Raw genomic sequence first — 14,883 nt, 5'->3', positions numbered from 1 at the left:
TTAATTGCGTTTTGTTGGGATTTTAAAGCTTACACCAGCACTTAATAAGATATCTTGACCTTCGGTAATTCCTGAACCTACTGTGGCATCGAATTGTAAATTGTTTGATACAAGGTAGGTTAATCCAGCATCCCAAAAGTGGTTTGCGGTATTGTTTTCAGGTAAATCGCCATAGACTTCTGCATAGGCACCAATCGTTTCTGATATACTATATCCGTAGGAAATGGAATAGAGATACGAAGCTTCAGCAGAATCATCAAGCCAATTTGCACCTATGTTATATCCTAAACTTGATTTTTCGCTTAGGGTATGAGCAAAAGCAAAAATGAATTCCACTCCTGTTGTTTCTGGCTTGTAATCATTACCTGCGGAAAAAGGTAAATATAAATGCCCTAGAAGTGCCATTTGTGGCCTAATTCCTTTTTCTTCCGATATGGCAATCTTGGTTCCAAATAACAACGGACTGAAGCCGCTTGAAACATCATCTAATTTGTTGTTATTTATTGAAGTCTGACCTTCAACAAAATCCCATCCTAAACGGAATTCGAGATTGTCCAACAGACCTAATCGAACTAATGTTGTATTAAACGTAAAAGATTCGAACTTGGTTGAATTCTCTTTAAAACTTTCATAAGAGCTTCCCGTTTCAATCTGGATAAAACCAGGCGAGATTGTAGTCGCAGACTCTGTGGCATCAGGTCGATCTGTAACCAAAGGCTCTGTTTCTGTAGGTTCTGAAGTATTCTGAGCAACAGAAACAAGGCTTATCAAATAGATTAACAAAGAAGTTATAGTAGGTTTATTTTTCATCGACATAAATAATTTTAGTGAAATCCTGATTTAGGACAATGGTATTGGAGCCAATAGTAATTTGGGTCATTTTGTTGGTAATAAATTGCTTAGAAACGGTAATGGTATTGCGATATTTGATATCATTTAAGGCACAAAACTCAAAGAATTCCTTGTTGTCACTCATAAGTCGAGAGATAACATAGGTTTGTCCTTCCTTAGCATCGGCAAGCGCAATGGAATGATCTTCAGTGGTTATTTCTCCGTTGGAATTCGGAATGGGATCACCATGCGGATCAAACTTTGGATGTCCTAAATAGGCACTGATTTTATCTGCGAGTAAATCGGAGGTTTGGTGTTCCAATAATTCAGCTTCACGATGGATATCATGCAAGGACATATCAAACATTTTAAACAAAAATGCTTCCCAAAGCCGATGCTTTCTCACCACGTTGAGCGCCATTTTTGTGCCCTTGTCCGTAAGTTGTAAAGCTTGGTATTTTTCATAGTGCAGCAAATTCTTAGTGGCCAATTTTTTAGCCATATCTGTTGCAGCTGCGCTCGAAATGCCAAGCTGTTTGGCAATATTTCCCGGTTTGGTGTCCTTTATATCGTGACTATCATTATTGTAGATGGCCTTTATAAAGTTTTCAATTGCTACTGACATTTTTAGTTACTTTAATTAATTTTTAAGTTAACTTAAAATTTTTACAAAGGTAACTAAAATATTTAAAAATAAAACTTATTGTTTAAACTACGTATTAGTCTTAGATGCCAATCAGGCTAAATGCACCTTTACTTAGTATTTTATCTGCATTTTTAATATTGGAACTATTTTTCAGTTCCGTAAGACCATCAACTGTAGTACCAACATCAACCTTTTGCTGATTGAAATAGTATTGATTTTCATCTTCTTCATCTAAAGTCAAAATATAGTTTTCATTATCTACTTCTACAACAGCTGTTTCAGGCAATACCACAGCATTTTTATTGTTAATAATGATGTCAGCATTAACAAACATACCTGTTAGAAAATGTCTTGAATCATCTTTAGGGTGTCCATGCACTTTTATTGTTCTGTTGTCTTGAATAACCGTTCCTACCAAATATACTTCAGCGTCATAGGTTTCATCAGAAGCTTCAGGGATTTTAAAACGAATATTTTGCCCCTTCTTTATCTGTAGAATATCTTTTTCAAATACGGAAAGTTCCAGATGGATATGGCTGTTGTCTACTATTTCAATAATGGTTACAGCAGGAGATACATAAGAACCTTTTGAAACATTAACTTTGGATACACTACCTTCAATTGGAGAATATAAAGTAATCACAGAGGTTATTGAACCGTTCTCAACGCGACCTGGAGATATATTTAAAAGTAGGAGTTGTTTCCTTAAACCTGAGTATTTTGCCATAGCCGATTTATAACTACTTTCAGCTCTTAAATAATTTTTTTCAGAGGTGATGTTTTCATCCATCATGGTTTTTTGACGATCAAATTCAGCCTTTAAATAACTTATCTGACCTTTTACCTCCATGTAATCCTGTTGTAAGGTGACGAATTCTGGATTTTCAAGAGTCACCAAGGCTTGTCCTTTTTTCACTTGGTCACCTTCCAGTAGATGTGTTGTTTTGATGAATCCACCCATTGTTGAATTGATGATAGCTCTGTTTTCTGGTGGTACATCAATCATTCCATTCACCGAAATAGAAATCGGAAAAGCCTTCTCTTCTGTTGATCCGAATTGCATTTTAGAAGCTTCAAACTGAGCTTTTGAAATTACAATACGATTGTCAATTTCAGTATTTGAGTTGTTATCTGTTTCTTTTTTGGTATTGCCACAACCTATTAAGATGGTAGCAAATAAGATGGTGTAAATGGTATATTTATAACGTATCATAACGATGTAGTTTATAAGGTTAAATAATTGAGTTTTAAAACGGTTTGGTTGAAATCGTTTAGCTTGTTAAGATGATTCAATTGAATGTCATAAGCATTATCCGTACTTAGTATATATTGATAGAAGTCGATTTCACCATTTTTGAAACTGCTATTACTAGTTTTAAGAATTTCTTTGGAAAGGGTTTCGCCTTCGTTTTCGAAATACTCTAAAGCCTTTTCTTGTTGCATCAGTTGATTCAGCAAGGTTTCATATTTAGAATTGAGCTGAATCTGATAATTGTAAGATTCATCTTCGATGATATCCTGATCAATTCTAGCAGCTTTTATTCTTGAGGATTGTGCATTGAAAAACAACGGAATTTTAAGTCCGAACTGATACCCAATCAGATTGGAATTGATTCCAGAATTGGTCCCTTGGAAATAATTTACAGTAATATCTGGTAGTAATTTTTGAGTTTCCACACGTCTTTGGGCTTGGAATAGCGAAGACTTGTTTTTGTAAAATTGCATTTCCGGACTTGAATCTAAATCAACTTCTAGACGTTGCACTTTCACAAGAGGTTGCGAGTTGATAACAAGGGAATCTTCACTTTGTACAACAGCCTTTAACTTATTATAGGCGATTTGAACGTCTTGTTTGGCATCTATCAAATTTAGATGAATCTGTTTCTGTTTGGATTCAGCTGTAATTTTCTCTAAATAATTGGTTTCACCCAATTCAAAACGCCTGTTGGCAATAGCGGAAAAGTTTTGATACAAACTATCCAATTGAGCATACAAACGTTCTTTTTCCAATTCATACAAATACTGATAATAATTTGAGGTGACCTCATATTTTATTGCTTTTTCCTTGATGCCATAATGAGACTGTTCCACATTGAATCTTGCTTGATTCGCTTTTTTTGAAGCAAAATAAAAAGTCGGGAAGTTAAAGTCCTGTTGAATACCAAATACATTTATAGGTTTGTTGTTAAGCGCTAAATTATTTTCATCATACGAATAGTAGATTTGAGTTTTGTCTAAATCAAATGCAGAGTTGATTAAGATATCTGATTGTTCAACTTTTAGTTTAGAGGCTTGTAATCCAGCATTGTTTTCTATGGCTAAGTCAATCAATTCATCTAAATTTTTTGAGTCCTCTTGCCCAAAAACAGTTGTAGAGCTAAGACATAAAATGACTATAATTGTTACTTGGCTTTTTCTGAATTTAAAACGTTTCTTTTTAAAATCATTAAAATAGGCATAGAGCACAGGAAGAACGACTAAGGTCAGAAGTGTAGCTGTAATTAAACCACCAATAACAACGGTTGCCAAAGGACGTTGTACTTCAGCACCTGCATTGGTCGACACAGCCATTGGCAAAAATCCTAATGCTGCAGCTGTAGCAGTTAACAATACAGCTCGTAAGCGATCTTTAGTACCTTCTTTGATTAAGTCTTCTATAGAGTCAAATTCTTTGTGTTTTAATTCCTTGAAATGTTCTATAAGTACAATACCATTCAAAACAGCAATCCCAAAAAGTGCTATAAATCCAACACCAGCCGAAATACTAAAAGGCATATCTCTTAACCATAAAAACAAGACACCTCCAACTGCAGCTAGTGGAATTGCAGAGTAAATCAAAAGTGCGTCTTTAACCGATTTAAAAGCAAAATAGAGCATGATAAAAATAAGTACTAAGGCAATAGGAACAGCCACTAACAGGCGTTCCTTAGCGTTCTGTAAATTTTGAAATTGACCTCCATAGCTAATGGTATAACCAACAGGTAGGCTGAGGTTTTTATCAATAAGGTTTTGAACATCCTCAACAACCGATTCCAAATCTCTGTCACGAACATTAATACCAACCACAATGCGTCTTCTAGTATCATCTCTTGATATTTTCGCGGCACCTTTCTGATAGGTGATGCTTGCTAATTCATCGAGTGGGATTTTGCCACCATTAGGCAGATCTACATACAGATTTTTAAGATTGTCAATAGATTTTCGTTTGGAGGCATCAAGCCGAACCACGAGATCAAAACGTTTTTCGCCTTCAAAAACACTTCCTACGGATTTACCTGCAAATCCCATTGAAACCATTTGGTTGAGGTCTTGAATATTGATTCCATAACGTGCGATTTTTTGACGATCATATTTTACATTCATTTGAGGAAGCCCATCAATTTTTTCTACGGAAATATCTGCAGCACCTTTCACCTCTTTAATTAAGGATTTAATTTCATCGCCTTTTTTTGAAAGAATATTTAAATCTTCTCCGAAGACCTTAATGGCAATGTCAGATCTCACACCTGTAATCAATTCATTAAAGCGCATTTCGATAGGTTGTGTAAATTCAACTTCCATTCCTGGAATGATTTTCAAAGCTTCCTTGAACCGATTTGCCAATTCATCTTTAGAATCTGCTGAGACCCATTCACTTTTTGGTTTCAATACGATAATGACATCACTTTCTTCCATCGACATTGGATCAGTAGGAACTTCGGCAGCACCAATTCGAGTGATAACTTGTTTCACTTCTGGAAAATTTTCTAAGAGAATTCGTTCAATTTCGGTTGTGATTTCAACAGTTTTACTTAGCGATGTTCCTGTTTTTAGCACAGGCTGTATCACAAAATCTCCTTCATCCAAAGTTGGCACAAATTCACCTCCCATTTTTGAAAACATGTATATGGAAACACCCAATAGCACAGTTGCAACACCCAAAACCAATGGTTTTTTATGCAATGCCCAATGAATGGTTGGCTCATAAATGCGATGTAACCAATTCATCAATTTCACTGAAATATTGCGATTGGATGTTTTGCTAGGTTTTAGAAAAACAGATGCTACAACAGGCACATAGGTAAAACATAGAATCATAGCACCAATGAGTGCGAAACTGAAGGTTAATGCCATAGGCTTGAACATCTTGCCTTCAACACCGCTCAAGGAAAGTATTGGAATAAAGACGATTAAGATAATGAGCTGGCCAAATACAGCGGAGTTCATCATTTTTGAAGCCCCATGAAATGTAATTTCATCTTTTAAGGCTTGAACTTTTGAAATTTCAATGTTAGACAGTTCGCTATGTTTTTGAGTAATTCTAAAAGCAATGAACTCAACGATTATGACAGCACCATCGATGATGATTCCGAAATCAATAGCACCTAAACTCATCAAGTTGGCATCTACTCCAAACACATACATAAAGGATAAGGCAAAAAGTAAACACAAGGGAATGACAGAAGCCACAACGAGTCCAGAACGCAAATTACCCAACAAGATGACCACTACAAAAATAACAATTAGGAAACCTAGAACTAAATTCTCAGTAACTGTAAACGTTGTTCTTCCTATTAGATCGCTACGATCCAAAAAGGCGTTAATATATACACCTTTAGGTAACGATTTTGAAATAGATGCGACACGTTCCTTAACGGCATCGATAACCTGTTTTGAGTTGGCGCCTTTCAACATCATGACCTGACCTAGTACTTTTTCACCTTCAGCATTTCCAGTGATGGCACCAAAACGCGTTGCATTGCCAAAGCCTACTTTAGCAATATCCTTGATGTAAACGGGAACACCGTTCTTGTTTTTTATGACAATATTTTCAATATCCTGAATGGAGTTCACCAAACCATCGCCTCTGATAAAAAAGGCTTGATTTACCTTTTCGATGTAACCGCCTCCTGCAACATTGTTATTGCTTTCCAAAGCAGCAAAGACCTCTTGCGCTGTAATGTTCATAGCATTGAGTTTTTCGGTACTTATTGCTACTTCATATTGCTTTAAAAATCCGCCCCAAGTATTGACTTCAACCACACCAGGAATTCCAGACAATTGACGTTTGACAATCCAATCTTGAATGGTTCGAAGGTCTTGAGCAGTATACTGATCTTGGTATTCGGGCTCAACATCTAAAATGTATTGATAGATTTCTCCTAAGCCTGTAGTTATTGGACCCATTTCAGGAGAACCAAATCCTTCAGGAATTTTTTCAGATGCTGACTTGATTTTTTCAGCAATAAGTTGACGAGGTAAATAAGTTCCAACGTCGTCATTAAATACAATAGTGACCACTGATAATCCAAACTTTGAGACTGATCGGATTTCTTCTACTCCAGGAAGGTTGGCCATTTCCAACTCGATAGGATAGGTAATAAACTGTTCCATATCCTGCGTGGAAAGATTTCGAGATGTGGTAATGACCTGAACTTGATTATTGGTAACGTCTGGAACGGCACCAATAGGAATTTGTGATAACGAAAACAACCCGAAACCAATAATAAATACCGTAAATAGGAGAACAATAAACTTGTTCTTTAAGCTAAACTTTATAATATGTGAAAGCATAATTCATTGAGATAAAAGTATACATCTGCTAAGAGATAAAAGCAGAAAAAAAGACTCGATAAAATGAATTATACGTGCTTAGGCGGTTGCAGCAATCCTTCTTTGTGAAGTGTAGAAAAAGGATCTAAATAAATATAACTTGTGTTTCTAGATTCAATAATCTGAAAAGCGACTGTTTCCAGAGCCTGGTTTTCAATCACAAATAATGATATAGGAACAATATGGTCACAGTTTTGAAATGGTAATTCTTGATGGTCATGACCTTTTTCTTTATGGTCATTATGATCATTTTTTAGCTCACCATAATGCTTGGAAATAAAGACAAAAAAATTATCACCATATTTAGCTTTATGATATTGGGCGTGTTCAATCAGTTCATCTAATTGAACAATATCATTAAAACTAATATTAAAACTTTGTATAAGTAATAATGAAGATAATACTATGGAAAACAGATTATTCACTTCCTCAAAGTTAATAAAAAATGCTTAGACTGACTTCAAGTTAGTTTCACCAAATTATTAGTAATTTCACAGTCTTAATTTAATCTTCATAGTATGTATCGATTTTGCTCCTTGTTTTTTTTGGTGTTTTTTTTTCAATTAAGCTTAGCACAAACCCAAAAATCACCGTTTCAGCCATTAGATGTGTTTGATTTGGAATGGGTTAGTGACCCACAAATCTCTCCTGACGGAACTCAAATTGTTTACCGAAGAAGTGGTTTTGATATCATGAAGGATAATTCTAGAGGGAATCTTTGGATTATCAATGCAGATGGTTCTTCTCACCGAAAATTGACCTCTAGGGAAGTTGGAGAATCACAAGCTTGCTGGTCACCATCAGGTGATAGAATTGCTTTTACGAGCGCTACAGATGAAGGTTCTGAAATTTATATGTATTGGGTTAAAACAGGTCAAATAGCCAAACTATCGCAATTGGAAAAATCGCCTGGAAACCTGACTTGGTCACCAGATGGAACCCAATTGGCATTTACCATGTTTGTGTCCCAAAAACCACCTGTTGTTGCCGAGATGCCTTCTAAACCTAAAGGCGCAAAATGGGCTGATGCAGCAAGAATTACAGATAGACTAAAACACGAAGCTGATGGGCGAGGTTATATGGAACCAGGATTTACACATATTTTCATCCTTCCTTCTGAAGGCGGTTCAGCAAGACAACTAACTTCAGGCGATTATGATCACAATAGTAATTTGTCCTTTTCACCTGATGGAAAAGAGATTTATTTCTCTGCCAATAGAGTGGAGGATTGGGAATATAGATTCAGGAATAGTGAGATTTATAAAGTTAATGTCGATACTAAAAAAATCACAGTATTGACCACACAAGACGGACCAGATTATTCGCCTCAAGTATCTCCTGATGGAAAAACGGTCGCGTTTTTAGGTTATTTGGATAAAGTTCAAGACCATCAAAATATCGTTTTACATCTTATGAATTCAGACGGAAGTAACCGAAGAATCATATCATCAAATTTAGATGAAAGTATTTCCAATATTACTTGGGATGATTCTGGGAAGGGACTTTATTTTATGTATGATGAAAAAGGAAACACAAAAATAGGTTATATCACAAAAGGCGGGAACATTACTAAGAAAGTTGATAATGTTGGAGGCACAACCATTGGAAGACCTTATGCCTCAGGTTCCTATTCAGTATCTAAAAGTGGAACGTTGGCCTTTACACAAACACGACCAGAATATCCAGCTGAATTGGCTGTTTTGCAAAACAAAAAAGAACCACAATTAATCACCAACTTAAATGCTGATGTGCTTGGACAAAGACAACTTGGTAAGGTTGAGGAAGTTTGGTACAAATCCACATTTGACGGAAGAGATATACAAGGCTGGATTGTTAAACCACCATTTTATGACGATTCAAAAAGCTATCCGTTGTTGGTTGAAAACCATGGTGGACCAATCCTAAATTATGGTGATCGCTTCACGGCAGAAATTCAATTGTATGCTGCAGCAGGTTACGTCGTATTTTATCCAAACCCAAGAGGAAGTACAAGTTATGGCGAGAAGTTTGGGAATTTATTAAAAAACAATTATCCAGGGCAAGATTATAACGATGTGATGGATGGTGTGGATTATTTGGTTCAAAAGGGTATTGCAGATAACAATAGATTGTTTGTTGCTGGCGGAAGTGCAGGAGGCATTATGACTGCTTGGATGATTGGAAAAAATAACCGTTTTAAGGCTGCTGCAGTTGTAAAGCCAGTAATGAATTGGATCAGTAAAACTTTAGTGGCCGATAATTATTTTTATTACGCAGATACACGTTATCCTGGTCAACCATGGGAAAACTTTGAAAACTATTGGAAGTTTTCCCCAATTTCTCTAGTTGGAAACATTGAAACACCTACGATGGTTATGGTTGGTATGAATGATTTACGAACGCCTCCAAGTGAAGCAAAACAATTATACCATGCTTTAAAGTTGCGAAAAATTGAAACCGTTTTGGTCGAAATACCAAATTCATATCACAATATCGCTGGCAAACCAAGTAATTTGATTAGCAAAGTGGCACACACCTTAGCTTGGTTTAAAAAGTATGATAAATAGGAGGCTTGTTAATGACAACCACAACTGTCATTGTCACTACAACCCTTAGAAGAAGGTGTTTTTCGTGTCGGCAAAACGAACTTGCGAATGAGATATTGAAGCGCTAAAGCCAAAGTAATGAAGACAAGTATATTTTGGATGATTGTATTCATTTATTTGAGTAATTGAAAGGCGATTAATGCAATAATATAAGCAAAAGCACTCATAACCACAAGCTGGAGCGTAGGCCATTTCCAGCTATTGGTTTCCCGTTTGACAATGGCTAAAGTACTCATGCACTGCATGGCAAACGCATAAAACAGCAATAAGGAAATACCACTTGCAAAATTGAATAACGGTCCGCCCAAAATAGGATTCACTTCTCCAGCCATTCTGTTTTTTATGGTGTCTTCCTCATCACTTCCAACACTGTAAATAGTGGCTAATGTTCCGACGAAAACCTCTCTGGCAGCAAAGGAACTGACGATGGCAATTCCAATTTTCCAATCGTAACCTAAAGGTCTTATGACAGGTTCAATGGCACGACCAGTGATACCAATAAACGAATGTTCTAGTTTTTGGGAAGCAATTTTTTGTTGTAATTCCTCTTCTGAAAGATTTTCGGAAGCATATTCTGTTCTCACAATGTCTTCAGCATTATTAAATGCTTCTCCTGGACCATAAGAAGCTAAAAACCAAAGCACGATTGAAATTGCAAGAATGATTTTACCTGCTCCAAACACAAAAGATTTGGTTTTCTCAACAACAGTTAAAGCTACATTTTTAAATAATGGTAGTTTGTAATTAGGCATTTCAACCACAAAAAAACTTTTGCTTCTAATCTTTAAAACCTTATTCAAAATATACGCTGAACCTACAGCAGCTCCAAAACCGATGAGGTATAATAGCATTAAGGTTAAGGCTTGGTAGCTAAGACCCAAAAAACGACCTTGCGGAATCACCAATGAAATGATAATTAAATAGACTGGTAATCTGGCTGAACAAGTTGTAAATGGTGTTACCAAAATGGTGATTAAGCGTTCTTTCCAACTTTCAATATTTCTGGTTGCCATAATCGCTGGAATGGCACATGCTGTTCCTGAAATCAATGGAACGACACTTTTTCCGCTCAATCCGAAGCGACGCATCACACGATCCATCAAAAAGACCACACGGCTCATATAGCCACTTTCTTCCAAAACAGAAATAAACAAGAATAAAAAAGCAATTTGAGGTATGAAAATAACAATACCACCTAATCCAGGAATAATACCTTCAGCAATCAAATTGGTAAAAGCACCTTCAGGCAAACTGTTTTTTGTCCATTCGCTCAATGAAGCGAAGGCAGTGTCTATCAAATCCATAGGGACTTCTGCCCAATCATAAATAGCTTGGAAGATGGTCAGTAATATGATAAAAAAGATAAGATAGCCCCAAACTTTATGTGTTAAGATTCGATCTAGTCGGATTCTTAAATCCTTTGCCGACTTAAGGTCTATGGTTTGTCCTTTTTTAAGGGTGTCATTTATGAATTGATAGCGTTTGATGATTTCCTTTTGCTGTAAGCGTTTAATATCTGCATTGCTTTTAGTTTTAAAGCTATGGATGTCTTCCATTTCCTGGCGATTGGTTTTTCCAAAATTGACATCTTGGGTAATGACCAACCATAATTTATAAGGCAATTGATTAGGATAGGCTTTGTTCAGCTTGTCAAAATAAGCACGATCAATATCAGAAGCATTCAAACAAGGTTTTGTTGGAAGTTCCTGATATTTGGCAATTAGATCTTTTAGGCTTTGAATACCAGTATTTTTTCGAGTACTAATAAGAGCTATTTTGGTATTTAAAGTTTCTTCCAAATAAGGAATGTCCAAAGAAATGCCTTTATATTTCATTCGGTCAGACATATTAATGACCAGAATGGTTGGTATCTCCAAATCCTTGATTTGGGTAAACAATAAAAGGTTGCGTTTCAAATTTTCAACATCACTAACCACAACAGCTACATCTGGAAAATCTTTGTCTTTCTTATTAAGAAGTAGTTCAATTACTACATTTTCATCAAGTGAAGAGGCATTTAAGCTATATGTTCCAGGAAGATCAATAATATGGGCTTTGAGACCTCTCGGCAACTTACAAATGCCTTCCTTTTTTTCAACGGTTATTCCAGGATAGTTCCCTACTTTTTGGTTTAAACCCGTAAGCGCATTAAAAACAGAGGTTTTTCCTGTATTCGGATTTCCGATAAGTGCGACATTAATTTGTTTAGGCATTGGTAATGTCGATTAATATATGAATTGCAGTTTCCTTTCTAATAGCCAGATGCGTTCCGTTGATATTGAGATACATAGGATCAGCAAATGGTGCGACTTGCAAAAGCTCGACTTCATTTCCTGGAAGACAACCCATTTCCAAAAGTTTTAGTGGAATATGAATAGACGAAACATCAGCAATAATGCCTATTTGTCCCTTTTTTATGTCCGCTAATGTGACCTGCAAGCTTATTTAGATTGATTTTAAAGAAGCAAAAATAAGTGAAAATTTCAACCTAATGAAATTGTGAGCCCAAAACTATTGGTATTCTTTTTTAAGCTTTTGGATATCTTGTAAAAGTGAGTCTACAGAAGTCGGACTCACGCCATTATAAATACCTCTAATTTGTCTTTTCTTGTCAATAAGTGCAAAGTTTTCGGTATGCACCATCCCATAATCTTCAGAATCGTCATGCTTAACAACGAGATAAGATTTCCTTGCCAAGTCATAAATCTGTTTACGGTCACCTGTAACGAGATTCCATTTTTGATCTAATACGCCTTTTTCGATAGCATACCGCTTCAATTGTTCAACAGAATCAATTTCAGGAGTCACAGAATGTGAAAGTAGCATAATCTCATCATCATCTTTGATTTCCTCTTGAACACGATGCATTTGGTCGGTCATTATCGGACAAATAGTTTGACAGGTCGTGAAAAAGAAATCGGCAACATAAATTTTGTCTTCGTAGGTGTCTTGGGTTATCGTGTCACCATTTTGATTGATAAGTTTGAAATCGGCAATGGTGTGATATTTCTTTTTGTGCTGAATAGAACTGTCCACCAAGGAAGCATCAATTCGGTTGGGTTGGTATATCGGCAATGGCTTCTCGACATCAAGAATGTTATAAAACACTAAGATGATAATAGCCGACAGAACAATTAAGGCAATGAAAAAGAATTTCAATTGTTTAAAAAACCTAAGCATGGTTGAATTTTTAAGGCAAGTTACAAGATTGAAATGCAAAAATACGACACATTTGTTACAAAATCAGTACATTTAACAAGCCATATTGCTTAAAGAAAAGAAAATTTCACTCATGAGACTTACCTTGTTTTTTATCGGTTTTTTGTTCAGTTGTAATGTTTTTGCCCAAGATCTTGACAAGATTCTTGAAGAGGTTAGGATAGCAGAAGCAAAATCGGCATTGAATCAAATGATGTTCCGTGCTAATCTGAATACTGGAAATTATGATTTGCGTTATCATAGACTGGATGTAAATATAGACCCTTCCGTAGCATTCATCAGTGGCGATGTCACTAGTTATTTTGTGGCTAAGGAAGACATGACTCAAATTACTTTTGATTTAGCAGATAATATGACCGTTTCGCAAGTCATGCAAAGAGGTAATAGTTTAGCGTTTACCCAAAACGCAAACGATGAGTTGGTGATTACACTTCCTTTGGTTCAATCTGCTAATGTATTAGATTCTCTTACAATTAGTTATTCGGGAAACCCAGTAACTTCTGGATTTGGGTCTTTTGTTCAGCAAACCCATAATGGAGATCCGACCATATGGACCTTGTCTGAACCTTATGGAGCCAAAGCTTGGTGGCCTTGTAAGCAAGATTTGATTGATAAGATTGATTCTGTAGATGTGATAATTACTTCGCCTCAATTCAATCCATCTAACGAAGAATATGTTGCTGTTTCCAATGGATTGGAACTGAGTCAAGTGGTAAATGGCAATGAGAAAACGACACATTACAAACACCGTTACCCGATTCCAGCATATCTCATAGCAATTGCTGTAACCAATTATCAAGTGTATTCACACCAAGTTCCGAATAATGGAAATCCATTCGATATTGTAAATTATGTGTATCCTGAAAGTTTTGCTTCAGCTCAGGCGAGTACTCCAGTAACGGTTGATATCATGAATTTGTTCATTAATTTGTTTGAACCATATCCATTTGAAGATGAAAAATATGGTCATGCACAATTCGGATTTGGAGGAGGCATGGAACATACCACAGTATCTTTTATGGGTAGCTATGGAAGAAATCTAATTGCCCATGAATTAGCACATCAATGGTTTGGAAATAAAATCACCTGTGGAAGCTGGAAAGATATTTGGTTAAATGAAGGTTTTGCAACGTATTTATCTGGTTTGGTTTATGAAAACTTAGATGGCAACGATGTTTTTAGAACTTGGAAACAACAGGTGAACAACTCCATAACCTCATATCCAGGAGGAGCAGTCTATTTATCAGATGTAGATACACTGAGTGTAAGTCGAATTTTTAGTGGACGATTAAGCTATAACAAAGGCGCGATGGTTTTACATATGCTGCGAAAAAAATTAGGCGATGTCAACTTTTTCCAAGCATTACAAACCTATTTAACAACTCCAGAGCATGCTTATGCTTATGCTAAAACTGAAGATTTTATAAGTATTGTTGAAGCTTCTTCAGGAGAAGATTTAACCGAGTTTTTTGATGATTGGTTGTATAATGAGGGATATCCTAGTTATACGGTGAATTGGAATCAGGTTTCAGCAAATGAGATTAATATTCAATTATCGCAAACACAAAGCCATTCCTCTGTCGATTTTTTTGAAGCACCAGTTCCGATTCGATTGATCGGAACACTAGGTGAAACTCAGGATTTGGTTTTAGATCATAGCTCCAATGGTCAATTATTTACGGAAACAGTAGCTTTTGAAGTGCAGACTATCTTATTCGACCCAGAATTTGATCTTATTTCTAGAAATAATGATGTCTTAAGTCTGAATACGTATCAAATTGAATCATTTCAGATCTATCCTAATCCGACCTCAGGTGTTATCAACCTTAAAAAACCTGAAGCGCTTCAAGTGAAATCCATTAAAATGCATAATACACTTGGTCAATTACTTTTAGAATCTGAATGGACCGAACAAATAGATCTTTCAAACTTTGCTGATGGTTTGATTTTAATTCAGTTGGAAACAAGTGAAGGCATTATTAATAAAAGGCTGTTAAAAAAATAGCCATT

The 14,883-nt window shown here is 36.0% G+C and carries 11 protein-coding genes; 2 read left to right on the top strand and 9 right to left on the bottom strand.

Going from position 1 to position 14,883, the window contains the following annotated elements:
- The 5 genes from AB9K26_RS11085 to AB9K26_RS11065 all read right to left on the bottom strand — a co-directional run bounded on the left by AB9K26_RS11085 (window position 1) and on the right by AB9K26_RS11065 (window position 7,494).
- The gene (locus tag AB9K26_RS11085; RefSeq protein WP_369972622.1) at window positions 1-810 is read right to left on the bottom strand and encodes a transporter; all 810 of its coding nucleotides are present in this window, start codon (window positions 808-810) and stop codon (window positions 1-3) included.
- Window positions 800-1,456, bottom strand: a complete 657-nt coding sequence (locus tag AB9K26_RS11080; protein ID WP_369972621.1) for a metal-dependent transcriptional regulator — start codon at window positions 1,454-1,456, stop codon at window positions 800-802. The genes AB9K26_RS11085 and AB9K26_RS11080 overlap by 11 nt, the downstream gene beginning before the upstream one ends.
- Window positions 1,457-1,556: 100 nt before the next feature.
- Window positions 1,557-2,690, bottom strand: a complete 1,134-nt coding sequence (locus AB9K26_RS11075) for an efflux RND transporter periplasmic adaptor subunit (protein ID WP_369972620.1) — start codon at window positions 2,688-2,690, stop codon at window positions 1,557-1,559.
- A gap of 11 nt (window positions 2,691-2,701) precedes the next feature.
- Window positions 2,702-7,030, bottom strand: a complete 4,329-nt coding sequence (locus AB9K26_RS11070; protein WP_369972619.1) for a CusA/CzcA family heavy metal efflux RND transporter — start codon at window positions 7,028-7,030, stop codon at window positions 2,702-2,704.
- A gap of 68 nt (window positions 7,031-7,098) precedes the next feature.
- Window positions 7,099-7,494 (bottom strand): hypothetical protein, encoded by a 396-nt coding sequence (locus AB9K26_RS11065; RefSeq protein ID WP_369972618.1) that lies wholly within the window; start codon window positions 7,492-7,494, stop codon window positions 7,099-7,101.
- 93 nt (window positions 7,495-7,587) lie between these two features.
- On the opposite strand from AB9K26_RS11065, the gene AB9K26_RS11060 reads away from it, so the two are divergent.
- The gene (locus tag AB9K26_RS11060; RefSeq protein ID WP_369972617.1) at window positions 7,588-9,615 is read left to right on the top strand and encodes a prolyl oligopeptidase family serine peptidase; all 2,028 of its coding nucleotides are present in this window, start codon (window positions 7,588-7,590) and stop codon (window positions 9,613-9,615) included.
- A gap of 8 nt (window positions 9,616-9,623) precedes the next feature.
- Here AB9K26_RS11060 and AB9K26_RS11055 read toward each other — a convergent pair whose 3' ends face one another.
- From AB9K26_RS11055 to AB9K26_RS11040, 4 genes are all read right to left on the bottom strand, one after another.
- On the bottom strand, window positions 9,624-9,767 hold the full coding sequence (locus tag AB9K26_RS11055; RefSeq protein WP_369972616.1) for a FeoB-associated Cys-rich membrane protein: 144 nt from the start codon (window positions 9,765-9,767) through the stop codon (window positions 9,624-9,626).
- Window positions 9,768-11,867, bottom strand: a complete 2,100-nt coding sequence (gene feoB / locus AB9K26_RS11050; RefSeq protein ID WP_369972615.1) for a ferrous iron transport protein B — start codon at window positions 11,865-11,867, stop codon at window positions 9,768-9,770. It abuts the gene before it with no gap.
- Window positions 11,860-12,093, bottom strand: coding sequence for a ferrous iron transport protein A (locus AB9K26_RS11045; protein WP_369972614.1), 234 nt, complete (start codon window positions 12,091-12,093; stop codon window positions 11,860-11,862). Before AB9K26_RS11045 ends, feoB begins: the two co-directional genes overlap by 8 nt.
- A gap of 72 nt (window positions 12,094-12,165) precedes the next feature.
- Window positions 12,166-12,834, bottom strand: coding sequence for an SCO family protein (locus AB9K26_RS11040; RefSeq protein ID WP_369972613.1), 669 nt, complete (start codon window positions 12,832-12,834; stop codon window positions 12,166-12,168).
- 112 nt (window positions 12,835-12,946) lie between these two features.
- On the opposite strand from AB9K26_RS11040, the gene AB9K26_RS11035 reads away from it, so the two are divergent.
- A complete protein-coding gene (locus AB9K26_RS11035) occupies window positions 12,947-14,878 on the top strand; it encodes a M1 family aminopeptidase (RefSeq protein WP_369972612.1) in 1,932 nt (643 codons plus the stop codon).
- Window positions 14,879-14,883: the final 5 nt, after the last annotated feature.

Origin of the sequence: Psychroserpens sp. XS_ASV72 (assembly GCF_041224425.1) — a bacterium.
GTDB lineage: Bacteria > Bacteroidota > Bacteroidia > Flavobacteriales > Flavobacteriaceae > Psychroserpens.
The sequence above is the reverse complement of the archived record's forward strand: the minus strand, read 5'-3'. Positions and strand labels throughout refer to the sequence as shown.